Below are 24,754 nucleotides of genomic sequence, written 5' to 3'. Positions count from 1 at the left end.
CACACTAAAAGAGAGCAGTATGACAACCGCAAACACGTCACCAACTATAAATAAAACCAGTTTAAAACAAACAACATGTGCTTACTGTGGTGTAGGGTGCGGTGTTGATATTTCACTTTTTAATAATGTGCCAACCAAGCTTGAAGGCATGCGAGAGCATCCCGCAAACTTTGGTCGTTTATGTGTAAAAGGCACCCATTTGCTCGACACAACAGGCAGTGATAATCGCTTAACGTCGCCCCTTATTAATAACCAAGCCGTTACGTGGGATGAAGCCACCGACCATGTTGCCAATAAATTTAACGACATAATACAAAAGCACGGACCCGATGCTGTGGCTTTTTATGTATCGGGGCAGTTACTTACTGAGGATTACTACATCGCGAATAAATTAATGAAAGGCTACATAGGCTCAGGCAATATTGATACAAATTCGCGCCTGTGTATGTCATCTGCTGTGGCAGGTTACAAACGCGCTTTTGGTGAAGACGTAGTGCCGTGTACCTACGAGGATTTAGAGCAAACTGAGCTGCTTATTTTAATTGGCTCTAATGCCGCATGGACGCATCCGGTTTTGTATCAGCGAATGGAGCGTGCAAAGCAGCTTAACCCAAATATGAAAGTGGTGGTTATTGATCCGCGCAAAACCGACACCGCTGAGCTTGCCGACACATTTTTAAATATAAAACCAGGCAGTGACGCTGCGCTTTATAACGGTTTACTTAATTATTTAAATGAGCATAACCACCTCGATACGCAATTTATTGATCAGCACACAAACGGCTTTGAAAGCGCACTGCAGGAGGCACAAAAGTGGAGCTGTGAGGCAGTTAGCGACTTTTGCGATATAGCAATTGAGCAAGTCACTGAGTTTTACGCGCTATTTGCTAACAGCCCAAGTGCGATTAGCTTTTATTCAATGGGTATAAATCAGTCAAGTTCGGGTGTAGATAAATGCAACGCCATTATTAATGCGCATTTAGCCTCAGGTAAATTACTTAAGCCAGGCAGTGGTCCGTTTTCAATTACTGGGCAACCCAATGCGATGGGCGGGCGCGAAGTAGGTGGTTTGGCTAATCAGTTAGCGGCGCATTTAGATATTGAAAACGAAGCACATCAATCACTTGTGCAACGTTTTTGGCTTGCGCCAACTATTGCTAAAAAAACAGGCAGCAATGCCATCGATATGTTTGATGAAATAGCCGCAGGTAAAATAAAAGCAGTGTGGATAATGGCAACAAACCCAATGGTAAGTTTGCCTAATAACGCAGCTATTAAAAAGGCATTAGAGACCTGCGAGCTGGTGGTTGTATCTGACTGTATTGCAAAAAGTGATACGTTAAAATTTGCCGATGTTGCTTTTCCATCAACCGGATGGGGCGAAAAAAACGGCACAGTAACCAACTCAGAGCGCAGAATATCAAGGCAGCGCCCGTTAGTAGCGCCTTATTCAGGAGCTAAAAACGATTGGCAAATTATGTGCGAAGTCGCTAAAAAAATGGGCTTTGAAGGTTTTGATTTTACAGACCCAAGTGGCATTTTTGAAGAATGGGCACAATTGACCGACTTTGAAAATAATGGCAGCCGATTATTAAACCTCTCTGGTTTAGTTGGGCTTACAAAAAGCCAGTACGATAACTTAAAACCCATTATGTGGCCTGTTGTTAAAAATCAGCCTTATAAAAACGGTCAGGTTTTTACAGATAACCAATTTAGCACCGCTGATAAAAAGGCGCGTTTTATACCTATAACGCCGCAATTACCTGTGCAACAAACATCAAGTGATTATCCGTTTGTAATGAACTCAGGACGTATACGTGACCAATGGCATACGATGAGCCGCACGGGTAAAAGCACTGCGCTTTCATCGCATATTACACGCCCGTACATTGAAATTAATCCGCTTGATGCCAGTAAATTAGCAATTAAACAAAACGATTTAATAAGCGCGATTGCCCAAACAGGGCAGGTTACCGCGCATGCCAAAGTAACCGATTCGGTGCGAAAAGGTGAATGCTTTATGCCTATTCATTGGAATAAGCAATTTGCATCATCCGCAACAGTAAGTGGGTTGTATCAATCGGTAGTTGACCCTCTATCTGGTCAGGCTGAGTGCAAACACGGTGCTGTTAATATAGTTAAAGCACCCTTTGTGCAATATATGCAGCTGTTTGCTAAAAACGAACTTGTTATAAACAGTGATTTTTGGCTCAAAGTTAATGCAAGCAATTGCTTTAATTACCAATTGGCGCTTAATGAACCACAAAGTGATTTACTGTATTTCTGCCAAACCTTAACCGGTTTACAAGGGCAGTGGTCGGCTATGAACACGGCAAAAGCCATGCATGTGCAGTGTATTCAAAACGATCAATTAGCGTTTGTTGGTGTTATTTCTAACGAGCAAAAAGAAATATCACTTGAGTGGATAAACCATTTATTTGCAGAGCCATTACTGACCTTTACACAGTTACAGTCTTTGCTTTATGCAACCCCCGATGAAGAATTTACCCAAGGCGTGCAAGTGTGTAGCTGCTTTAAAGTAAGAGAGCAGCCAATTATAAACGCCATTAAAAACGGTGCAAACACAGTCGAGCAATTGGGGTCTGAACTTAAATGTGGGACGAACTGCGGTTCGTGTAAAACACAATTAAGCCAATTAATAAAACAACATTACAAAGCAGGTTCTAGCAGCATTGATGTTGCGGTTGTAATGTAAACAAACAAGGAAGCATATGCTTAATGATCAATTTGGTCGGCAGTTTAACTATTTGCGCCTCTCAATAACCGATGTATGTAATTTTAGTTGTAGTTATTGTTTACCAAACGGGTATCAGTGCGATACGCCGCGTAATTTTTTAAATAAAAACGAAATTAGCACGCTAGTAAATGCGTTTGCAGAGCTAGGTACTAAAAAAGTGCGTATTACAGGTGGCGAACCGTGCTTGCGAAACGACGTCACCGATATTATAAAACTCTGTAAAAACACGCGCGGCATAGAAAAAGTAGCCATTACTACCAACGGGTTTAATTTATTAAAGAAAATTGATGAATTTGCAGAAGCTGGGCTTGATGCGCTTAATGTCAGTATTGATAGTTTAAATTCGAGTATGTTTAAACTCATAACAGGGCACGACAAACTTAACCTTATTTTAAAAGGAATTGAACGTGCGGTAGAGCTGGGCATAAAAGATATAAAAATAAATGCAGTGCTTGCCAAGCAGTTTAATAAAAACCAATTGAAGGATTTTTTAGCGTGGGTAAAACACCACAAAGTTACAGTACGCTTTATAGAATTAATGGAAACCGGTGACGGCGCCACCTTTTTTGAAGAAAACCACTTAAGTGGGCAAACGGTTAAAGCCCAGCTTTTAGCTAAAGGCTGGTTACAAGTAGTTAGGGGAAAATTAAACGGACCCGCTGAGGAATTTTGTCATCCTGATTACGATGGTCGTATTGGTTTAATAATGCCGTACGGTAAAGACTTTTGTAAAAGTTGTAATCGCTTAAGGGTGTCAGCACTGGGTAAATTACACTTATGCTTGTTTGCCGAGCAAGGTATAGATTTACGCGAACTACTCAACGAGGACGATACTGCAGCGACCGTAAAGGCAATTCAAGCCGCTATGGGCAATAAAGAAATAAGCCATGAGCTAGATAAACGCTTAACAGGTGCGACAACTCACTTAGCCATGTTAGGTGGTTAATATGGAAGTAAAAGTTAAGCGAGATTTTACAGGTGTTGTGCTTGCTGGTGGTAAGTCATCAAGAATGGGCACAGACAAAGCCGATTTAGTTTTAAAAAATAAAACGCTATTGCACAATGCGTGTGATTTATTAAAAGACGTAGGCGCTAAAAACATACTAATAAGCCGCAACGTTACAAATCCAGTCAAGTCATTGAACCATTATTCTTCGAGCGATTATCCTTCAGAAAAGTACGTTAAAGATATATACCCAAATAGTGGACCCCTTGGCGGTATTTACTCAACATTAATAGCCACCGAGTATGACTTACTTATTACTGCGGTAGATATGCCTCTACTAACGAGTAGTTTGTTAAGCACAATTGTGCTGGCTTCTCAGTCAAATAAAGTACAAAGTGTGAGCAATCAATTAAATCAGTCACAAATACATGCTTGGCACTTTGAAAATGAACCACTACCGCTGTATATTCGTAATACAAGCAGTGTAAAAAATCATTTAAAACACATACTCACAAACGCAAACAGTCATAAGTCAATAAAACAGTTTACCCAAAGTATTGGTGTGCAAACGCTTTTATGTAATAAAACGCATGCATTAATAAACACCAATACGCCGGCGCAATTTAAAGCTGTAAATGAGCATTTTGACCAAAGCATTAATCAATTAAGAAGAACATTATGAGTCACACAACTGAGTCACAAATAGCATTAAACATTGCCGTAATGACGGTAAGCGATACACGCGATGCGATTACCGATACTTCTGGTCATTACTTAATTAAAGCGCTAACTGAAGCTGGTCATCACTTAGCTGATAAAGACATAGTTAAAGATGACGTTTACCAAATGCGTGCAGTGGCATCGCAGTGGATAGCCGATGACACCATTCATGCTATTTTAGTGACTGGCGGTACAGGTTTTACTGAGCGCGATTCAACACCAGAGGCATTTGCGCCGCTGTTTGATAAAAGCGTAGACGGTTTTGGTGAGCTATTTAGGCACATATCGTACGGCGAAATTGGTAACTCTACTATTCAATCTCGTGCATTGGCAGGACTTGCTAATAACACCGTTATTTTTTGTATGCCAGGCTCTACAGGCGCATGTAAAACTGCGTGGACAGGCATAATAAAAGATCAACTTAACTCAATGCATAAACCGTGTAACTTTGTACCGCACATTACCATTGGTAAAAAGTGTGAATCGCGTGAGCAATAGTATGTTGAGTCACGTTGACGAAAACGGCCAAGCGAATATGGTTGATGTATCGCTCAAAGACGTAACCTTGCGCGATGCCTCAGCTGAAGCATTTATTAGCATGAGCAAGCTTGCCTTTGAACAAGTAATGCTTAATCAAAACAAAAAGGGTGATGTGTTAGGCGTGGCACGCATTGCAGGTATTCAAGGCGCTAAAAAATGCGCTGATTTAATTCCGCTTTGTCATCCGCTTGCACTTAGTAAAGTAGCAGTTGATTTTGAACTTGATGAAGCAAACAGCCAAATTAAAATAACCAGCTACTGCAAGCTTGCCGGTAAAACTGGCGTAGAAATGGAAGCGTTAACAGCGGTATCTGTTGCTAGCCTTACTTTGTTTGATATGTGTAAAGCAGCCGATCCACTAATGGAAATTAGCGGCATGCGCGTTACTCAAAAAGCAGGGGGCAAAAATGGCAGTTGGCAGCGAGATTAATCCAAACGATGCTATATTTAGTGCCCAAAATGTAGAGATATTGTTTTTTGGGCAACTAAAAGAGCGCTTGAAGTGCAGTAAATTAAGCCTTGAGATTACGCGGCCGCTTACTATTTCAGAACTTAAATTAAGATTAGTGAGCCAATATCCGCATTGGCAACCGTGGCTGGAAGAGCGTGAGCTACTTGCAGCGCTTAACCAAACTATGTCATCAAGCGACGAAATAGTGAAAGCTGGGGATGAGCTTGCCTTTTTTCCGCCGGTTACAGGTGGCTAATGAGCATACATATTCAAGTACAAACCGATGATTTTAATGTAGGTGACGAGCACAATACGCTTTGTAGTAATAATAAAAGCGATGGCGCTGTTGTCACCTTTACAGGTTTGGTAAGAGAGTTCAGCAGTGGTGACAACGTTATTGCACTTGAGCTTGAACACTACCCTGGTATGACCGAGCAACTGCTTCAATCTATTGCAGAGCAAGCACAAACGCGCTGGCAACTAGCGCGAATATGTATTATTCACCGCGTTGGTTACTTAGCCCTTGGCGAGCAAATTGTGTTTGTTGGCGTCACTTCCCGCCATCGCCAAGCCGCGTTCGAAGGCGCACAATTTATAATGGATTATTTAAAAAACCACGCCACGTTTTGGAAAAAAGAGCACTTTAAAGACTCATCAAACTGGGTTGAGTTTAAACAAAGTGACAAACAAGCGCTGGGCAAGTGGGAAGAGTGATACAGATATTTAATTATTTATGTTCAATAAAGGCTTTACAGCTCGATAATAAATAACTTATGTAACTCTTAGTTTGCGTGTGAAGTCTGCGTTCTTCGTGTTATAAATCAGCAATATTAGATTGTTAGCTCGACCCAAGTCTGGAAGACATATGCGCACATCAAAAATGTTATATTTTACAATATTATTACTTGTTCTACTTTCAGCCTTTCTTGCTGTATGGGTATATGATTTAAAAGAAGGTAAAGATTTACTAAGCTTCACCATATCAACAGTAAGCTTTTGTATAGCCGTATTAGCTTTATTTATTACTGTTAGAACATATACGTCAATTGATAGTGTAAATAACATTAGTAAAATGGAAGGTAACATTTTAGATAATGAAAATTACGTAACCTCACTTCCAGAGTTAATTAATCAGTTTAAGTCCCAAGATGAAAATACACTAGAGAAAGAGATTTTTGACTCTATTGAGCATAAACTAAAAAAAGAGTCAGAAACCGCCGTTCTCTTTGCCGATACCCTTCAGTATATAATTGACCTAATTGTTTTATTTCCAGCTGTTTTTAATGCATCAGAAACTAACAAAGTACTTTATAAAAAGCGTATGGATACAATTTTGTCAGAAGTTGATAGGCGCTGTGAAATATTGCACTCGGTAAGTAAAGGTAATTCAATCCAAATAACGGAAACAATAAAGCTATTTAAAGCTGTTGTGTCTTACCAAAGTTTTGTGGCTGATGATAATTTTAATATTCATGCAGACTTACTTCATGTCAGAGGTCCAATTCTTCGTAATCCAGTAACAAAAACCATTTACCATAATTACCTAGGTTTGTATTACAACAAAAAAGGCATGCATTTGCTGCGAGAGTCGCTAAATATGAACTCTGTAGATATTTTGTCTATTGATGGTTTAGAATTGGCTCAAAAAAATATTAACACTATAGAACCATCAATACTTGAAGAAGTAAGTATGTATCTTAAATCTGCCGCTGAGCAGTTTGATAAAGCACTTAAAGTATCTAGCGAAGATGTTATGTGGCCTGGTTTTATTAATTACAATAAAGCACGTACGGTATATTTTTTAGCTTTACTATCAAATAGCGAACTTAATTGGTTAGATATTCTCGACGAAGCAATAGAGTCTCGCAGCAGGTTAAACCGACTAATTGACGAAATTTTAATGATAGACAGATCAAAACCAGCCAATATTGTTAGCACACATTTAAGAGAATTTTTTCTGTATCAAGAAGAGTTAGCACGTACAGTAAAATTGAACATTTTACTGTCGAATAATTTAACCAGACAAAATAATGCGCCTATTTTATATAAAGGGGTTAATATCTCTGATATATCAAACGAAAAACTAACTGGCTTATTTGTATCAATACAAAAGTTTTCTACAGTTAGTACTTACCAAGAAAAAATCATAAGTCGACTCAAGAATAACCTCGCGATGACAAGCTAATAGAGATTTAGCGAGAAAGTAGGAGGATATACTATTTTTACGGCTTTTTGCTCATCATAAAAAAGCCACCTACCGATGCATGAAAAGTCATAGCAAGAATAAATGGCTCTTTATTAAAATGTTTTTTGGACTGAACTTATTTTATTACACTTTTCCAATGCTCAAATCAGGCATTAAATTGAGCCTGTTATGGATAGCATGATGGATGAAAGATAACTTAGTTCGCACCGCTTGAGTTAGTACAAATGGGTAGGCATCGGCAAGTCCCATGCTGCGATTTAGTGAATTTAGAATGATCGAAAATTCCATCCAAGTATCTAAAATAGCATCAATCGGTGTTTGTGAATTAAAGTAATAAGCACTTTGTGGCAATCGAAGCTCGTCTGCTTCATCTAATTCAAACTCATTACCCGTTGTTGAGCCTGTAATTGAAAAGTTTTTGGCTGTTTCTAAAGTATCGATAATATGCATGTAATGCGCCCATGTTTCCGCCCAGTCTTCATAAGGGTGCATAGTAGCGTATTCACTGATAAAGGTTTCATGCCAGTTAGCTGGCGCGCCTTGCTTGTAATGAGTATCGAGCGCTTGCTGGTAATCTAATTCGTCATCACCAAAATATTGCTTACATAAAGCATGTTTTTTTGGTGAATTTGCGATTAGTTGATCAAAATAATAATGACCGAGTTCATGGCGAAAATGGCCAAGTAAAGTACGGTAACGCTCGCCCATTGCTATTTTAGCTTGAGAGCGTGCTACGTCGTCTGCTTCAGCTAGGTTTATAGTGATATGCCCGCAATCGTGTCCTGTAAATACAACGTCTTGACCTATAATAGGGCTTACAAAGTGATCGCTTACGTTACGGTCTGCTATAAAATCGAAGCTTAATCCGCTCTCAGGTTCTTGAATCGTGGTATTTAAAGGGAGTGATAATGATTTTAATGTATACAAAGCGCGACGTTTTGCTGTCTCCATTTTTTTCCATAATGGAATATGTTCAACAATACTTAAATCGGGCACCGTTTCATTAAAGCGGCACGAAAAACACAGCACTTCGTCTTTATCGGCAACAGGTATAAATGTGTCTAAATTAACCATACCATTGCATACGTGATACTGAGCGTTGTTATCACATTTTTTATAAAAAACTTCAGGCGCTTCTGCTTTGTAAAATAACCCCGATTGCTCATCAATTTCATAGGGTTCAACTTGGTCGAACTCATCATCAATACCCACGGTTCTGCCACAAGCCAAACAATGGCTGCTTTCAAAAAATAAAATAAGTTGTTCTGTGCAATTACATTTAAATGTTTTCATATGTTACCGAATAAAAAAGAGACCGTATAAACCACTTTTATTGAGCGTTATGCTATTGGAGGATAGTGGTTAAATCCTTTTTAAAAGTTCAGACTTTTTAATATTAAATTCATCATCACTCAACGCATTTGAATCGCGTAGTTGTGCTAACTTTTCAATAATTTGAAGTGTTTCGTCTACCGAGTATTGCGCTATTGTATTATTAACAGGTGCTTCAATTTGGCTAGGCGTTAATGATGCAAAATTGGGCTGCGTTACTTGCTGTGTAAAGTCTTTTTGTGGTTCTGGAGTCGTTGGCGCTTGCCCTGAAATTAATGGCAGGGTATTTACATTAATCGTCCCCCACTGGCTGTTAAATGTAAGAGAGGTATTATTGCCTTGCTGTTGGCTTACACCACCAATATTGTGATCTAACGTGTCGTATACGCTCACTTGCCCATTTAATTCAACGGCTAAGCGATTAGGGAATATAGCGTAACGAATATTATTTTGTGCACCACTGCTAAACGGGCTGCCTAGATTACCTGGCCACCACTGATTGCTACCAGGCGCTCCTGCAGGAATAACCGGAAATATTTGGTTATTGCTCAATATATTAGCAAGTTCGTTGCACAAGTTATCAACGGTTGATTTTAAGCCGTTGTTAAACATGTCGCCAACCATTGTCATTCCGCCGCGCATCCATTGACCAGAACCACCAAGCTCTGGGCAATTAAACTGTGCCATTGAGCAACCGCCGTTATTAACGCTAACTAACATGTGTATTACTGCATCGTGACTGAGGTTATAACGAGATGCTATACCATTAACTAAGTTTTCACCGACATCTGTTAGCTTTTGCATAAGAGAATATCCTATTAGGTAGATTGGGTTGATTTAAAAAATCTTAAATACGCTAGGGCGTGTTGTTTTTTGGGATTGAAATTTGTTCAATCTAGGGGCGATTTAATCGTGGCGCGAGGTTTGTAACCTAGTGGGCTAAGTAAAAACCGAGCAACAAAGGGTCAATCGTCCCTAGAAAGAACCCAGGGGCAGCGCATGTTTGGCATTTATGCTGCGTTATCGCCTATGTATGGGGAACAACCACACATCATAGACTCTGCCTTGCTTAAATACCAAACACACTGCTGCAAATTCAACCACCAAAGAACAACACGCCCTAGTGCTGCATTACCTTTAGCTTTGATGATAATGAAAAATTAACAGGTTAGTGAGATGTGCTGGTTTTTCAAATTGGACGTGTTCTGTTTTGTTTGAAATTAAAACACACCACTGCAAAGCTAATCTTTAAAGTAAGCATCTATGTATTAAAAGTTGCTTGTTTTATCTCATAGAGATTGTTAGTTTTGCTGTAACGTAAGCGGTTAAAAATCGATCTAGTATAGCACCGTTACTTACTTTAACAGCAGCTTTATCGTGAACTATTTCTTACTATTTAATAATTACTTTGAATGATTTTTAAACTCTAAATAAATCCTTTTAATTATATCAGTTTAGCGGTATAAATAACGCAGTGAGTATTTTAAAAAATCTAAATATATTTGTTTTATTTCAATATTTTAAATTAACAGGATTTAATTGTAAGTTATTTTCAAGCACTATTTTGGTGCGTTTTCTGCACCATTAATAATCTAAAATCGATGGTTTAAATTACACTAAGTTTACTATTTATTGAATTGGTGTGTTTTTCCTATTAATTAGGTCAAAACCTTTATGCATAACGTTGCTTTGTGCAATAGCCGCGAGTGGATGAACAGTACTACTTTAGTAAGTCTTTTGGTATAAAAATTGCACAAGCGAGTTAGGTCAAGCAATATTTTTAGCGTTATATTGTGGCCATATATTATTAAAGGGGAATTAATAGATGACAATTACAGTTGGGATTTCGCACCATACTCAGTATAAATACGACCGGTCAGTTAATATGGGACCGCATATATTCCGCTTACGTCCCGCGCCACATAGCCGTACTAAAATTAAAAGCTATTCTTTAAAAATAGTACCAGAAGATCATTATATAAATTGGCAACAAGACCCTTTTGGTAATTACCAAGCAAGGGTGGTTTTTAACAAACCAACCACCGAATTTAGTTTTACAGTTGATTTGGTCGCCGAATTAACGGTTATTAATCCTTTTGATTTCTTTTTAGAAGATTATGCCGAAAACTTCCCATTTGTTTACGATGCTATTTCAAAGTCAGAACTCTCTCCTTATTTAAAAAAACGCAAAGCCAGTCCAAAATTTAAAGAGTTAATTAAATCTTTAAACCCTAAAGAGCCGCTTAGAAGCGTTGATTTTTTAGTCGCTGTTAATCAAGCTATTTATGAGTTAGTTGGTTATGGCATTCGTTTAGAACCTGGCGTACAAACACCGAACGAAACAATAAGTAAAAAAACAGGTTCGTGTCGTGATTCTGCTTGGTTGTTAGTACAACTGTTTCGTCATTTAGGGTTGGCATCTCGATTTGTATCGGGCTACTTAGTACAGCTAACATCAGATCAAAAATCATTAGATGGTCCAAGCGGTCCAGAAGAAGATTTTACCGATTTGCATGCATGGACCGAGGTGTATATTCCGGGTGCAGGTTGGATAGGGCTTGATCCTACCTCGGGTTTATTTGCTGGTGAAGGTCATATTCCATTGGCGTGTACGCCAGAGCCAAGCTCGGCAGCGCCGGTAACCGGCGGTATAGATGACTGTAAATCTGAGTTTAGCTTTTATAATAAAGTAACGCGTGTACACGAAGACCCACGTGTTACTAAGCCGTATTCTGAGGCGCAGTGGGCGGCAATTAACCGTTTAGGTCAGCACGTTGACAATGTTTACAATGAAGAAAACATACATTTAACCATGGGCGGCGAACCTACGTTTATTTCTATTGACGATATGGAACATCCTCAGTGGAATACTGATGCCGATGGTAAAGAAAAAAGAATATTAGCTCAAAATTTATTTGTAGAAATGAATAAAGTATACACAAAAGGTGGCTTTACTCATTACGGACAAGGTAAATGGTATCCGGGTGAGCCATTACCACGTTGGCAATACGCATGTTATTGGCGCAAAGATGGTGAGCCTTTATGGCAAGATGCCGCACTATTAGCCGATCCTAATAAAGATTATAAATTTGATCATACCAATACTAAAAAGTTTGCTGATAAACTGTGTGACTCACTTGGTCTTGAAACCAAGGCACTTACTACGGCTTATGAAGATATTTTATATCACATGTGGCAAGAAGCCTCATTACCTACCGAAATAAAGCCAGATCAACCAGAACTTCTCCATGCAATGAGCCGAAAAGGCTTTTTAGCTAAAATGGATAAAGGCATAGAAAAGCCTGTTGGCTATGTTCTACCTTTAAAATGGAACGATAGTAAAAACTGTTGGCAGTCGTGTACGTGGGAGTTTAAACGGGGTCATTGTTTTTTATTACCGGGTGAATCACCACTTGGTTATCGTCTACCTTTAGACAGCCTTGAGTGGAGCGGCAATATTATTGACCGCGACCCGTTTGATATTCCAGAAAATTTTACCAAAGCTAAAAAGCTTAAAAAGGGCTTTATTGGTAAAGAAATGGTTAAAACTGCGCTTGTAATGGAAGTGAGAGAGGGGCGTTTATATATATTTATGCCACCAACAAGTCATTTTGAACATTACATGGGTTTAATAAGTAGTATAGAGAGTGTGGCTAAAGAACTTAAAATGCCGCTTGTTATTGAAGGCTATAGCCCACCTAAAGATAGCCGCGTAGAAAAATACGCTGTAACGCCAGATCCAGGTGTTATTGAAGTAAATATTCATCCTTCAACATCGTGGGATCAATTAGTCAGTCGAACCACAACGTTATACGGTTTAGCAAAAGAATGCCGATTAGGTACCGATAAGTTTATGGCAGATGGTCGTCATACTGGTACTGGTGGTGGTAACCACGTAACGCTGGGTGGCGAAACACCTGAGCAAAGCCCATTTTTACGCAGACCCGATATTTTAAGAAGCTTTATTACCTATTGGCAGCATCATCCTGGTTTGTCGTATTTGTTTTCGGGGCTTTTTATTGGTCCTACAAGCCAAGCACCGCGAGTGGATGAAGCCCGTGATGAAGTTTTATACGAGCTAGAAATTGCCTTTTCGCATATGCCCGAAGGTGAGGTGCCTGAGCCTTGGTTAGTTGATAGGTTACTGCGTAATTTATTGGTGGATTTAACGGGTAATACACACAGAGCAGAATTTTGTATTGATAAGCTCTATTCACCCGACTCAGCCACAGGTCGTTTAGGGATTGTAGAATTTAGAGGCTTTGAAATGCCTCCACATTCACAAATGAGTTTAGTGCAAATGCTACTGTTACGTACTTTACTTGCTTGGTTTTGGAAAAAACCTTACCACAAGCCATTAATACGTTGGGGTACAGAGTTACACGATAAGTTTTTATTACCACAATATGTAGAAAACGATTTAGCTGAAGTAAGCCGCGATTTACAACAGGCAGGTTTTCAATTTCAGTTAAGTTGGTTAAATCCATTTTTTGAATTTAGGTTTCCGGTATGTGGTACGCGAGAACTTGATAACGTTACACTTGAGCTTAGAACCGCAATCGAGCCTTGGCATGTACTGGGCGAAGAGGCGAGTGCGTCGGGTACGGCGCGCTATGTGGATTCGTCATTAGAAAGAGTACAGATAAAAGTACAAGGAACAATGAGCGACCGCTATGTTGTAACGTGTAATGGTCGAAGAGTGCCGCTTAAACCGGTTAAAGGTAAAGCAAAAGATGAAATGGTCGCGGGTATACGATACAGAGCTTGGCAACCACCTACAGCGCTTCACCCAACTATTGGCGTACATGCACCATTAGTTTTTGATTTAATCGATACGTGGGAAGGACGTTCAGTTGGAGGCTTTGTATATCATGTGAGCCATGCTGGTGGGCGTAATCCTGAAACGCTACCGGTTAATGCATTTGAAGCCGAAGGGCGCAGAGTCGCAAGATTTTGGGAGCATGGGCATACACCATCGTTACTTGCATCAGCAGAACCAAGCTGGAGCCCATCGGCGGTTACGCATAGTTTTCAGTCGGCGCAAAGCGCAAGTGAATACGTAGTGCCTGATGAAGAAAGTAGTAATCCTGATTATCCAAATACCTTGGATTTACGCAGGCAGCCTAACTTTAAATAATAATTGATAGTTGTGTCATTCCACTTTGAAATTATTTAAAGTGGAATGACTAAATATTTTTAAAGCATCATTATGAACACGGCTATTTACTATAAATTGGAGCGCTTTCAGCTTGTATATTAACAATAACGCGATGCCGGAATTGCCTGAGTGGTTGTCTTTATACCTTGATAAATCACATGGACATGATGAACTAGCAAACCACAGTGGTTTAAACCCAGACCATTGGGATACTTTATTTAAGCGTTTAGCTAGTCTAACAGCAGATGATGTTAGTAGCCGCGCTACAGAAATTAGCCAATTGCTACAAAATGGCAATATTAAAAATGAAAGCAATAAGCAGTGGCACTTCGACCCATTGCCATTTATGTTATCTAAAGCCGATTGGGCATTGCTCGAAGAGGGAATAAAACAAAGAACCCTTTTATTAAATAAAATTCAGCAAGATATTTACGGTGACCAAACATTATTAGTTGATGGTCATATTCCTGCAAAGCAGCTTTTTCAAGACCCGAATTACTTACGCGAAGGTTTTAGCTTACCTAGCAACGAATTAACACTTTTTTTTACTGCATTAGATGTTTACCGCACGCCAACAGGCGAATTTAAAGTATTAAGCGATCATTGTCAGTGCCCGTTAGGCTTAGGGCTATTAATTAAAAGCCGTATTATTGCAAGGCGTGTAATGGCTGAAGAATTTGCCGAATGTAATGTTCAGCAAATTAAAGAATTTTTAAATTTATTCCAAGAGGGTATTAATGAATATACCCACTATATGGATGACCCACGCATTGTAATTCTCACCCAAGGAATTGATGACCCTAACTACAACGAGCATGCATTCCTATCTACCTACTTTGGCTACACATTAGTACAAAGCGCCGACTTAACCGTACGTGGTGGTGACGTTTGTTTAAAATCGTTACAAGGCTTGGGTAAAATTAATGTCATTTTACGCTGGGTTTCTGATCGTTGTATTGACTCTTTAGAGCAAACTGAATATTCACTTCATGGTATTCCGGGCTTATTACAATCGGTACGACAAGGGTCGGTTAAGGTTTTAAACCCGTTTGGTAGCGGTGTGCTCTCGTCACCTTCAATAAAGTGCAACTTAGAAAAGTTATCGCAGCAAATTTTAAAACAACCCCTGTTGTTAGGTGAGCCAAATTATTTAAGTGTAAAAGAAGCGCAAGCCGTTGATTGGAATAACCTCGAACTACTATCTGCTATAGACCCTACACTCAAGTTAGATGGAGTGTTAGACGAGCAAGAAATAAAGCTACTTATTAGCAAAGAACCCGATAATTACTTTTTCCAAGAAAAACCTTCTTTTAGCAGTGCACCATTTTGGCATGACGGGCAATTAATCTCCAAGCCAGTGGTGTTTAGGTGTTATGCATTAACCACTGAAAATGGCGTAGAAGTACTTCCTTCAGCACTGTGTTTTTCGAACGAAAAAAGTAACAACCCAAGAGTATCTGGTTGGATCAAAGATACATGGATAAATACAGCCGATAGAGTTGATTTAGGCGAGCATAATCCACCGGTGCCAATTAGAAAAAGAATGGATGTAACGCTACTCGAAGGGGTTATTTCGAGCCGTACGGCTGAGCACCTTTTTTGGTTGGGCCGATACTTAGAACGCTGCGAAAACACCATACGTATATTGCGTATTTTTATAGACAAGTACACCGAATTTTCTGTTTACCCAGATTCAATACGAAAAAGTATAGTTGCACGGCTTTCTAATGCCATTAGGTCGCAATATATTGTTTATCCCTATATAGAACCTGATTTAAAACTAGATGGAATTGATGTAAATCTGTCTAAAGAAACCGCCTTTCAACTCCTTGCAGACGAGCAATGCGCTGGCAGTATTATTAATACATTAAAGTACATTGCTAATGCGTCGGTGCAAATTCAAGAATTACTATCTCATGATAGCCGCCGAATAATTGATGATATTAATGAGCAAATTAAAGTATTTAAAAATGTAAATATTAATATCCCAACGCGTGCAATGCAAAGCAGCCTAGATAGAGTTATAGGCTCAATTATGGCTTTTAATGGCTCGATTACAGATTGTATGCCAAATAGTAATGGCTGGTTTTTACTCGAAATGGGCAGAAGAGTAGAGCGTAGCTTACAAATAACATCATTAAGTGCGGCTTTATTAACCAAAGAGTTAGACGAGCCCGAAGAGCTTGGCTTACTTGAAGCAGTACTAAGTTGCCAAGTTAGTTTAGTTACGCATAAGCGCCGATACAGAATGTATCAAACCATTGGTACAGGACTTGAGCTATTACTTTTAGATGCTGAATACCCACGTTCTTTATTATTTCAGTTAGAGGAAATTAATAAGTTGTGTAAGCATTTACCCACAAAACGCAGACAAGGTGTAATTGCGGCACACGAAAAAGCAATTTTACTATCTAAAACAAGTTGTTATGTAACTGAGAAAGATTACCTACAAAAAAGTGAAAATAGACAACGTAACCAGTTAATCGAATTTAACCATAATACGCGTATGAACTTAGATACATTTTGTGATGTATTATTACTACAGTATTTTTCTCATACCCAAACGGCAAATAAATTGAACTGGACTAATATTGAGCAAGCTCAATCGTGAAATATAAAATAAAGCACTCGACTACATACAACTATTCAGACTTTGTTAGTTTGTGTCAAAACCAAGCGCGATTAACGCCAAAAACGAATCGCGGGCAAATATGCCACAGTAGTCGTATAGAAATTGAACCTACTCCGACTTACTTACAAACATTTACTGATTATTTTAATAATCAGGTAACAGCGTTTGAAATAGCAATACAGCATAAAAAACTTAAAGTAACGATGATCAGCGAGGTAGAACTGTTAGTCGGCGCTAATAGCAATTTAGAGAGTGTTGATATTACTTGGCGAAAAGTACGTGATTTATTGGTTAAACCAAATACGGCAGAATTATTAAAAACGTCTGAATTTGTACTACCTTCACAACTTATTCCAATAGATAAAGGAATTAAGGAATACGCATTAATTTCGTTTGATGCACACAAAAATATAATTTCTGCATGCAAAGATTTAATGGCACGGATTTTTCATGAATTTCATTATGATCCTGGTTTTACAACAATTAGTACGCCTTTGAGCACTGTTTTTGCACAAAAAAGGGGCGTTTGCCAAGACTTTGCACACTTTGCGCTTGCATGCTTACGTAGCGTAGGGTTAGCAGGTCGATACGTAAGTGGGTACATAGAAACCATGCCGCCAGAAGGCGAAGAAAAGCTAGAAGGTGCAGATGCAACTCATGCATGGTTTGCGGTATTTGTGCCAAACTTTGGCTGGGTTGATTTTGATCCAACAAATAATGTTTTACCACGCGATCAGCATATTACTCTAGCGGTAGGGCGAGACTTTTCTGACGTAACTCCTTTAAAAGGAGTGGTATTTGGTGGCGGTAGTCAATTGCTTGATGTAGCGGTTGATATGATTCGAATGGAATAGCAGTTTAACTACGTCATATATGATGATGGATAAGGTGAAAGAGTGTATGAAAATTGATTGGAAAGCGTACCAAACAAAAGGTTTCTTTGATGAATTAATTGATGCACAAGGAAACGTTAGATCGCATGGAACACAATTAGCACAATTTTTTGCTAATTTATCAGCAGAAGAATTAGTAAAAGCCAGAGCGGTTGCTGATTTAGCAATTAAAGAAATGGGTATTACTTTCACGGTTTACAACGAAGGTAATATGATTGATAGAGCCTGGCCGTTTGATATTATTCCTCGAACTATTGGTAAAAAAGAATGGCAAAGCGTAGAGGTTGGTTTAAAGCAACGTGTTGAAGCGCTAAACCTTTTTATAGATGATTTATACCACGACCAAAAAATAATAAAAGATGGTGTTTTTCCAAAAGGGTTACTAGAAAAATCAGTTAACTTTCGCCAGCAATGTGTGGGAATAAACCCGCCAAATAAGATATGGGCGCATATTTGTGGCTCAGATTTAGTACGCGATGGTAGCGGTACAATGTATGTGCTTGAGGATAACCTGCGTGTTCCTTCTGGTGTATCTTATATGCTTGAAAATCGCTCTGTAATGAAGCGTGTATTCCCTGAATTATTTGAGCAAGTATCGATTTTACCTGTTGATGATTACCCTTCACAATTATTTGATATGCTAGCGGCAATGTCGCCTCGTCCACAAGATAAACCAGAAGTCGTGGTACTTACTCCTGGGGTATTTAACTCCGCTTATTTTGAGCATTGTTACCTTGCCCAAGAAATGGGTTGCGAACTGGTAGAAGGGCGCGATTTAGTTGTTGAAAAAGATGACTGTGTATACATGAGAACAATCACAGGGCTACAACGAGTTGATGTTATTTATCGTCGTATAGATGATTTATTTTTAGACCCAGAAGCCTTTTTACCAGAATCCCAACTTGGCGTTCCTGGATTAATGCGTGCTTGGTCTAAAGGTAATGTGGCTTTAGTTAATGCACCAGGCGCAGGTGTTGCTGATGACAAAGTAGTTTACGCCTATGTACCTGAGATGATTAAGTACTACTTAGGCGAGGAAGCTAAACTTGCTAATGTCCCAACGTTCAAATGTTTAGATCCGAAAGAATGCGACCATGTGATTAAAAATATCGATAAGCTTGTTGTTAAACCTGCAAATGAATCTGGCGGATATGGATTATTAATTGGTCCTAAATCGACTAAAAAAGAACAAGAAGCGTGTATTGCTCAAATTAAAGCGGACCCACGAAATTGGGTAGCTCAACCAACATTAGATTTATCAACAGTACCAACATTTGATGGTAATAAACCAGATGGTCGACATACCGATTTAAGACCGTTTATTTTATCATCAGGTAAAGATACGCAAGTTACCACCGGTGGATTAACGCGTGTTGCTATGGTTAAAGGCTCTTTGGTGGTTAATTCATCACAAGGTGGTGGCAGTAAAGATACTTGGATTGTTGACGAAGAGGCTAAATAATATGTTATCAAGAGTAGGCGAAACTTTATATTGGGTATCTCGATACATTGAGCGCGCGGAGAATGTGGCTCGTTTAATCAACGTTAACAATTTACTGATGATGGACTTACCCAAAGGCGTATGTACCGGCTGGGAGCCATTAATTGATATTATTGGTGTACGCAAAGCGTATTCAGAAAACCATACTGATTTTTCTGAGCAAAAAGCATTAAGGTATTTACTTGTTGGTAGTGATAATAGCTCGTCAATTTTAAACTCTATCACTTCTGCCAGAGAAAGCGCGCGTACAATTCGTGATGTAATACCGCGAGACGTATGGGAAGAAATAAACTCTCTGTATTATTATGTAAAAGACAATCAAAAAGAAGGGATAACAAAGCGCGGGCGTTTTGAATATTTAAAAAAGATTATAGATTCAGCCCATCAAATATTTGGGGCGTTAGATGCCACAATTAATCATGATCAGGGCTATGTTTTTATCCGCTTTGGTTCGATTATAGAGCGCGCAGATATGACATCGCGAATTTTAGATATTCGCTCTGCTACGTTAATTACTAATGAAGAAGAAGTGAAGCCGTTTGATAATATTCAGTGGATCAGTTTATTGCGTTCGTTAAGTGCTTATCAAATGTATCGCCAAGAAATGGGCGTTAGAGTACAGCGTGCTGATGTAATAGAATTTGTGATGCACAGCAAAGTATTCCCACGATCTATTTTATTTTGTATGAATGAATTAAAAGCATTGGTTTTACCTTTGCCAAACTCAACAGAAATTATTAAATCAATTGATGATGCAATTGTTGAGTTAGAAAATAAAGACGTACGAGTACTTAAAAATGGTCTGTTGCATGACTTTATCGATGAAATACAAATAAACTTAGCTGGAATACATAACGGACTGGCCGAAACGTATTTTTTAAAACAAGCAGAATAATAAAAACTGTATATTGTTAAATGACTGCTTAGTCTTAAGCGGTCATTTTTTTGCTTAAATTTATTTATAATAATTTTAAAACCTGCATAATTAATCTTTACTTCCTCATCCGTTGGTATCGCAATGAAAATCATCTCGACTAATATCTCTAAAATTAAAACTCTTATTCATAATGGTAAAGAGGTGAAAACGGGAATATTCAAAACGCCAACTAACGAACCTGTTGTTATTGAAAAGCTAAATATTATAGGGGATGAGCAAGCTGATTTAGTTAATCACGGCGGGGTTGATAAAGCGGTTTACGCGTTTTCGCACAATCATTATGATTATTGGAAACAAACCCTCGAGAATGATGATTTGGCAGTAGGTGCCTTTGGCGAAAACTTCACGATTTCTGACCTTGATGAAGCGAATATACACATAGGTGACCATATTCGAATTGGTACTGCATTACTTGAAGTAAGCCAGCCTCGTGTGCCTTGTTTTAAATTAGCTATCGCCCTTAATAATAAAAACAGCCTTAAACTGTTTACGCAGCATTACTGCACTGGCGTGTATTTTAGGGTACTAGAGCAGGGCGTTGCAAAAACGGGTGATAGTGTTGTTATCGAGAAGAAAGCCTCGCACGACATATCAGTAAAAAAACTGTTCCAGGCTTTTTTTGATAAAAAATATCCAGATTATGAAAGTGTATTATTAGCAGCACTCGAATTGCCGGAGCTTGCTCTTGAGTGGCAAACTAAAATTAAAAAGAAGCTTTGTATTAAAAATGAACTAAGTTAAGCGTAAATTGTTATTTATAGAGGAGCTAGTAAAAAAGATAAAACCTGCTATACCTAATGTGATAAATACTATAATTATTATAGTGTTATTAAAAAACTGTTGGGTTAGTAGCTAAAATAGGTGTCGTATATGAATATCTCCAGAAAACTGATGCTTATTGTGATTTTAACAGCTGCAGAGGTAAGTATTACTGTTTACTCAGCTTTTGAAATAGCTAAAGGGGCCAAGTTTCACCAACTTAATTTTCTTCACTTAAAATATACTCATCAACTTACTAAGTCAGTTAAAAAAATAGAAAATGATCTCCCCATAGATATAAATACCATTGAGTCAGATATATTGTTAATTAGGCAGCAACCAATTGACTGTATTGAAGAAATAAATCCATTAAATTATGCTGTTATGAAATTTATTAACACAGAGCAAACTTTAACAATTTGTGAAAAAGATATAGAAATTGCGGATAAAACACTACTGTCAGTTACTCAGTATGAAAAAGGTGAGCTCAGTAGAGCTGATTTTTTACTAAACCTTAATGTTGCACTTGTCAGCTTTAACAAACACTCTGAGATGTTTGAAGAACCAATCAGAAAAACAGTATCGTTTATACTAATGACGTTAATTCCACTTGTTATCGTCATATCTTTTTTTAATATTATTTTTATAAGTTACCTTTCTCGTACTATATCCAGCTCTATTCGAAATCTTACCCTGCTCTTATCAAGTAAACCCGAAAGCAATATTAACCTAGATGATGAGCTTGATATAAAAACGTCGGGTGAATTAAAAGCACTCGTTATCGCGGCCAGGCAGCGGATTAAAAATGATCTTTTAAATATTGAAAACAGTATTGAACTCAAAGAGATTATAAATAGCCAAACAGCCTCCCTGCAGCAAGCAAATGACGAACTTGCACAGTTTGCTTATCGAGCTTCTCATGACCTGAAATCACCGTTGTCAGGGGCTAAATCCCTAGCGCATTTTGTTATTGAAGATATAAAAGCAGGAGATACTGAAGAGGCAAGTCGAAATGCATTGGTTATCTATCAACAAATGGAAAAGTTAGAGACACTTGTTGTTGATATTTTACTATTAGCTAAAGCTGAAATTGGTAGTGAAGATAGATATGTAATTGATTTTAATCAGTTGATTATTGATATGAAAGAGCGACTCACTTGGCTTATGAAAGACAACCCTTGTAAGCTCGAGACAACAATTAATCTATCAGTACCTATAAAGTCAGAAAAAGCGCGTTTTGCTCAAATTATTGAAAACTTAATTTCAAACGGGTTGAAGTATTACGACAGAAATAAAGACTCCCCTTATGTCCGCTGTAATATTTTCAATGAGCAAGAGACGTTTTTTATTACTGTTACAGATAACGGAATGGGAATACCACAAAAGCATCAAGGTGAAGTGTTTGATATGTTTAAGCGATTTCATGCACAGACGAGTACGGGCTCTGGTTTAGGGATGGCGTTGGTTAAAAAACATATTGAGTACTTAAACGGTGAAATATCACTGCAAAGCTCTGATAAAGGCACAACATTTAAAATAGTAATACCATTGGATAAGCTAATATGACAAAAATTAAACCCCCTATATTAATTGTCGATGACAACGAAGTTGACCGGTATATTCTTAAAAGGCTAATAAAAGAAGCCAAGTTAGACCTTACAATTTTTGAAAAAAAAGATGGTCAAGAAGCATTAGAATTTTTAGAAAATTATGAATCTAATAGAATAAAGTACCCTGATGGATTTCCTCCAATTCTTATATTTTTAGACATTAATATGCCAAAAGTTAATGGCATTCAATTTTTAGAGAAGTTCTCTAAACTCAGAAAAATGATAGAGATAAGCTCGTGTGTAGTTATGATGTTTAGCTCATCTGAAAGAGAAGAAGAAAAAAAGATTATAATGTCACACGATTTTGTAAAAGGTTACCTTGTAAAAGGAAGTTTTCAGGCAGCAGAGTTAAAAGAAAAAGTCATGGCTGTTATTGGTCAGCATTTAGATAAATACAGCTGATGTGCATGTATTTTAAGTTTTAACCTATTAGGCTGTGCCAATTGAAGAGCCTTTAGTTTGAGTATGTGGCTCAAACCAAAGGTTTTTAGCTTAAAGTTATATAGGTGTCTGATTTAAGCTTCAATTTTACAGAGGCTCAAAATAACCTATTTATTTAAGGATGATTTTTTACAATAGTCATCGAGTATCAAGCTAATCTCGTTTGCAGGCATAGGTTTTGAAAATAGAAAACCTTGCAAGTAGTCTATGTTTAGTTTTTTACATAGCTGATGTTGGGCTTTCGTTTCGATTCCTTCAGCTACCACAAAAAAATCTAATTTTTTTAGCATTAAAGATAAACTCTCGATTATTTTTAATCGCTTATTATTTTCTCCATCCAACGACTGCATGCTTTTGTCTAATTTTACTATATCAATAGGGTAAGATATTAGATGAGATATGGATGAGTACCCCATACCAAAATCGTCCAAAGCAATCCTAAATCCCTTGTTAGACAAAGAAGTTAATATCTCAATCACTTCTTTACTATTTTCCATAAAAGCTGTTTCTGTTATTTCAAGAATAATACTGTTGGTTTTTAAGTTGTATGTTTTGACTGTCTCTAATAAATAGCTCTCTAAAATCTCTTTTTGTAGCTGAATAGGTGAAATATTGATAGATAGTGTTAAGGGAGTTTCATAGCTTTGCTGCCATAAAGATAACTGCTCTAAAGCGCTCGCAATTATCCATTTTCCAAGAGGGGCTATTAATCGGCACTCTTCAGCAATAGGAATAAATTCATCAGGAGTATAATGAATGGTTGTACCTGGCCAACGGATAAGGGCTTCGACACCTGTCATTATTTGTGTTTTTGAACAATAAACAGGTTGATAAAATAGCCTAAAGTTTTTTTCCTCTATATGCTCTTTTATACTATTTTGAATATCTACTCGGCGACTAAATTCGTACTGATATTGCTCTTTGTAAAAGCTAATTCTACTTTTACCACTTTGCTTTGAGCGATACATTGCAATGTCAGCACATTTTAGCAGTTCATGAGATTCAGTAGCATCATTTGGGTATATGGCACTTCCAATGCTAACACTGCAATTTAAAGTTCTGCCTTCATGCAAAAAGGGTTTAGAAACTTCTGCTAAAATTCTATTTGCTATCATACCTATTTGATTAATATTGCAAATTCCACCTATTATAACTGCAAATTCATCGCCTCCTAAGCGTGCAAATCCTTCATTTTGTCTCAGGCAACTATGAATTCTTTCTACTGTTTGTATTAAAATTTCGTCGCCGACACTATGGCCAAGCGTATCATTAATATTTTTAAAGTTATCTAAATCTAAAGCAAGTAACGCCACGCAGTTTTTAGCACGTTTATTGTTAGCTATCATTACTTTTAGTATTTCTTCAAAATGATATCGATTAGACAAACCAGTAAGCTGATCCCGTTCTGCCATATGCTTTACAGCAAGATAACTGTTGTGCATACGTTGTTCTGCCTCGAAGCGTTTTTTGGCATATATAAGTGCTTTATTTAAACTATCCCTCGTTATATCACCTTTTGGTAAAAAGTCTTGAGCGCCTGCTTCTATACACTCAATAGCCAAAGCTGAGTTCTCTGAGGAGCTAATCATGATAATTGCGGTGTTACCGAGTTTAGGCTTTGCACGCATTTCAATTAGCATTTCAATGCCATCTTCTTTAGGCATATTATAATCGAGTAGTATAATATCAAAGTGCGTGTCTTCAATGGCTTTCAAGCCCTCGGGTACGCACGTTACTTCGGTAATGTCATGATGATGAGAGCCATCAGAAATAAGCATTTTTTTAATTAATTTGCGATCAACTAAGTCATCATCAACAATTAAAATATTCATAAGTTCCTTCTAAGAGCAGCATCTACATGATGCTCGTT

The 24,754-nt window shown here is 38.0% G+C and carries 19 protein-coding genes; 16 read left to right on the top strand and 3 right to left on the bottom strand.

What is annotated here, in order from left to right; translation table 11 throughout:
• Positions 1–19: 19 nt before the first annotated feature.
• From H5117_RS16485 to H5117_RS16450, 8 genes are all read left to right on the top strand, one after another.
• The gene (locus H5117_RS16485) at positions 20–2,716 is read left to right on the top strand and encodes a nitrate reductase (RefSeq protein ID WP_182738679.1); all 2,697 of its coding nucleotides are present in this window, start codon (positions 20–22) and stop codon (positions 2,714–2,716) included.
• 16 nt (positions 2,717–2,732) lie between these two features.
• Entirely contained in the window at positions 2,733–3,704 is a 972-nt protein-coding gene (gene moaA / locus H5117_RS16480; protein WP_182738678.1) for a GTP 3',8-cyclase MoaA, read from the top strand.
• A 1-nt stretch (position 3,705) separates the two neighbouring features.
• The gene (locus H5117_RS16475) at positions 3,706–4,386 is read left to right on the top strand and encodes a molybdenum cofactor guanylyltransferase (protein WP_182738677.1); all 681 of its coding nucleotides are present in this window, start codon (positions 3,706–3,708) and stop codon (positions 4,384–4,386) included.
• A complete protein-coding gene (gene moaB, locus H5117_RS16470; protein ID WP_182695790.1) occupies positions 4,383–4,922 on the top strand; it encodes a molybdenum cofactor biosynthesis protein B in 540 nt (179 codons plus the stop codon). The genes H5117_RS16475 and moaB overlap by 4 nt, the downstream gene beginning before the upstream one ends.
• A 1-nt stretch (position 4,923) precedes the next feature.
• Positions 4,924–5,394, top strand: a complete 471-nt coding sequence (moaC, locus tag H5117_RS16465; protein WP_007375236.1) for a cyclic pyranopterin monophosphate synthase MoaC — start codon at positions 4,924–4,926, stop codon at positions 5,392–5,394.
• Positions 5,372–5,671 carry a MoaD/ThiS family protein gene (locus H5117_RS16460; protein WP_182693336.1) on the top strand — a complete coding sequence of 100 codons (300 nt, stop codon included), beginning with the start codon at positions 5,372–5,374 and terminating at the stop codon, positions 5,669–5,671. The genes moaC and H5117_RS16460 overlap by 23 nt, the downstream gene beginning before the upstream one ends.
• Positions 5,671–6,129 (top strand): molybdopterin synthase catalytic subunit MoaE, encoded by a 459-nt coding sequence (moaE, locus tag H5117_RS16455; RefSeq protein ID WP_170070751.1) that lies wholly within the window; start codon positions 5,671–5,673, stop codon positions 6,127–6,129. The genes H5117_RS16460 and moaE overlap by 1 nt, the downstream gene beginning before the upstream one ends.
• Positions 6,130–6,280: 151 nt before the next feature.
• Positions 6,281–7,600, top strand: coding sequence for a hypothetical protein (locus H5117_RS16450; RefSeq protein ID WP_182738676.1), 1,320 nt, complete (start codon positions 6,281–6,283; stop codon positions 7,598–7,600).
• A gap of 144 nt (positions 7,601–7,744) precedes the next feature.
• Here the strand turns inward: H5117_RS16450 and H5117_RS16445 are convergent, their stop codons facing one another.
• Together H5117_RS16445 and H5117_RS16440 are read right to left on the bottom strand one after the other, a co-directional pair.
• The gene (locus tag H5117_RS16445) at positions 7,745–8,914 is read right to left on the bottom strand and encodes a putative zinc-binding metallopeptidase (protein WP_182738675.1); all 1,170 of its coding nucleotides are present in this window, start codon (positions 8,912–8,914) and stop codon (positions 7,745–7,747) included.
• Between the two features lie 69 nt (positions 8,915–8,983).
• The gene (locus H5117_RS16440) at positions 8,984–9,757 is read right to left on the bottom strand and encodes an SHOCT domain-containing protein (protein ID WP_182738674.1); all 774 of its coding nucleotides are present in this window, start codon (positions 9,755–9,757) and stop codon (positions 8,984–8,986) included.
• 1,021 nt (positions 9,758–10,778) lie between these two features.
• Between H5117_RS16440 and H5117_RS16435 the strand changes: the two genes are divergently transcribed.
• The 8 genes from H5117_RS16435 (at position 10,779) to H5117_RS16400 (ending at position 22,845) form a co-directional block, all read left to right on the top strand.
• Positions 10,779–14,090, top strand: a complete 3,312-nt coding sequence (locus H5117_RS16435) for a DUF2126 domain-containing protein (RefSeq protein WP_182738673.1) — start codon at positions 10,779–10,781, stop codon at positions 14,088–14,090.
• 112 nt (positions 14,091–14,202) lie between these two features.
• Positions 14,203–16,722, top strand: a complete 2,520-nt coding sequence (locus tag H5117_RS16430; RefSeq protein ID WP_182720896.1) for a circularly permuted type 2 ATP-grasp protein — start codon at positions 14,203–14,205, stop codon at positions 16,720–16,722.
• Positions 16,719–17,597, top strand: a complete 879-nt coding sequence (locus H5117_RS16425) for a transglutaminase family protein (RefSeq protein ID WP_182695782.1) — start codon at positions 16,719–16,721, stop codon at positions 17,595–17,597. Before H5117_RS16430 ends, H5117_RS16425 begins: the two co-directional genes overlap by 4 nt.
• Positions 17,598–17,643: 46 nt before the next feature.
• On the top strand, positions 17,644–19,098 hold the full coding sequence (locus H5117_RS16420; RefSeq protein ID WP_007585223.1) for a circularly permuted type 2 ATP-grasp protein: 1,455 nt from the start codon (positions 17,644–17,646) through the stop codon (positions 19,096–19,098).
• Position 19,099: 1 nt separating this feature from the next.
• Positions 19,100–20,032 (top strand): alpha-E domain-containing protein, encoded by a 933-nt coding sequence (locus H5117_RS16415; protein WP_182738672.1) that lies wholly within the window; start codon positions 19,100–19,102, stop codon positions 20,030–20,032.
• 123 nt (positions 20,033–20,155) lie between these two features.
• Entirely contained in the window at positions 20,156–20,815 is a 660-nt protein-coding gene (locus tag H5117_RS16410; RefSeq protein WP_024604871.1) for an MOSC domain-containing protein, read from the top strand.
• Positions 20,816–20,944: 129 nt separating this feature from the next.
• Positions 20,945–22,399 carry an ATP-binding protein gene (locus tag H5117_RS16405; RefSeq protein ID WP_024596060.1) on the top strand — a complete coding sequence of 485 codons (1,455 nt, stop codon included), beginning with the start codon at positions 20,945–20,947 and terminating at the stop codon, positions 22,397–22,399.
• The gene (locus H5117_RS16400) at positions 22,396–22,845 is read left to right on the top strand and encodes a response regulator (RefSeq protein WP_024596059.1); all 450 of its coding nucleotides are present in this window, start codon (positions 22,396–22,398) and stop codon (positions 22,843–22,845) included. Before H5117_RS16405 ends, H5117_RS16400 begins: the two co-directional genes overlap by 4 nt.
• 146 nt (positions 22,846–22,991) lie before the next feature.
• On the opposite strand, the gene H5117_RS16395 is transcribed toward H5117_RS16400, so the two are convergent.
• Positions 22,992–24,716 carry a GGDEF domain-containing response regulator gene (locus H5117_RS16395; RefSeq protein WP_182738671.1) on the bottom strand — a complete coding sequence of 575 codons (1,725 nt, stop codon included), beginning with the start codon at positions 24,714–24,716 and terminating at the stop codon, positions 22,992–22,994.
• Between the last annotated feature and the right edge of the window lie 38 nt (positions 24,717–24,754).

This window comes from Pseudoalteromonas sp. SG45-1 (genome assembly GCF_014164135.1).
In the GTDB taxonomy this organism is placed as follows: Bacteria; Pseudomonadota; Gammaproteobacteria; order Enterobacterales; family Alteromonadaceae; genus Pseudoalteromonas; species Pseudoalteromonas distincta.
The sequence above is the reverse complement of the archived record's forward strand: the minus strand, read 5'-3'. Positions and strand labels throughout refer to the sequence as shown.

What these genes read in the sequence shown, in the direction of transcription:
- H5117_RS16485 (WP_182738679.1), top strand. Translation starts at nt 20, where the DNA reads ATGACAACCGCAAACACGTCACCAACTATAAATAAAACCAGTTTAAAA.
- moaA (WP_182738678.1), top strand. Translation starts at nt 2,733, where the DNA reads ATGCTTAATGATCAATTTGGTCGGCAGTTTAACTATTTGCGCCTCTCA.
- H5117_RS16475 (WP_182738677.1), top strand. Translation starts at nt 3,706, where the DNA reads ATGGAAGTAAAAGTTAAGCGAGATTTTACAGGTGTTGTGCTTGCTGGT.
- moaB (WP_182695790.1), top strand. Translation starts at nt 4,383, where the DNA reads ATGAGTCACACAACTGAGTCACAAATAGCATTAAACATTGCCGTAATG.
- moaC (WP_007375236.1), top strand. Translation starts at nt 4,924, where the DNA reads ATGTTGAGTCACGTTGACGAAAACGGCCAAGCGAATATGGTTGATGTA.
- H5117_RS16460 (WP_182693336.1), top strand. Translation starts at nt 5,372, where the DNA reads ATGGCAGTTGGCAGCGAGATTAATCCAAACGATGCTATATTTAGTGCC.
- moaE (WP_170070751.1), top strand. Translation starts at nt 5,671, where the DNA reads ATGAGCATACATATTCAAGTACAAACCGATGATTTTAATGTAGGTGAC.
- H5117_RS16450 (WP_182738676.1), top strand. Translation starts at nt 6,281, where the DNA reads ATGCGCACATCAAAAATGTTATATTTTACAATATTATTACTTGTTCTA.
- H5117_RS16445 (WP_182738675.1), bottom strand. Translation starts at nt 8,914, where the DNA reads ATGAAAACATTTAAATGTAATTGCACAGAACAACTTATTTTATTTTTT.
- H5117_RS16440 (WP_182738674.1), bottom strand. Translation starts at nt 9,757, where the DNA reads ATGCAAAAGCTAACAGATGTCGGTGAAAACTTAGTTAATGGTATAGCA.
- H5117_RS16435 (WP_182738673.1), top strand. Translation starts at nt 10,779, where the DNA reads ATGACAATTACAGTTGGGATTTCGCACCATACTCAGTATAAATACGAC.
- H5117_RS16420 (WP_007585223.1), top strand. Translation starts at nt 17,644, where the DNA reads ATGAAAATTGATTGGAAAGCGTACCAAACAAAAGGTTTCTTTGATGAA.
- H5117_RS16415 (WP_182738672.1), top strand. Translation starts at nt 19,100, where the DNA reads ATGTTATCAAGAGTAGGCGAAACTTTATATTGGGTATCTCGATACATT.
- H5117_RS16410 (WP_024604871.1), top strand. Translation starts at nt 20,156, where the DNA reads ATGAAAATCATCTCGACTAATATCTCTAAAATTAAAACTCTTATTCAT.
- H5117_RS16405 (WP_024596060.1), top strand. Translation starts at nt 20,945, where the DNA reads ATGAATATCTCCAGAAAACTGATGCTTATTGTGATTTTAACAGCTGCA.
- H5117_RS16400 (WP_024596059.1), top strand. Translation starts at nt 22,396, where the DNA reads ATGACAAAAATTAAACCCCCTATATTAATTGTCGATGACAACGAAGTT.
- H5117_RS16395 (WP_182738671.1), bottom strand. Translation starts at nt 24,716, where the DNA reads ATGAATATTTTAATTGTTGATGATGACTTAGTTGATCGCAAATTAATT.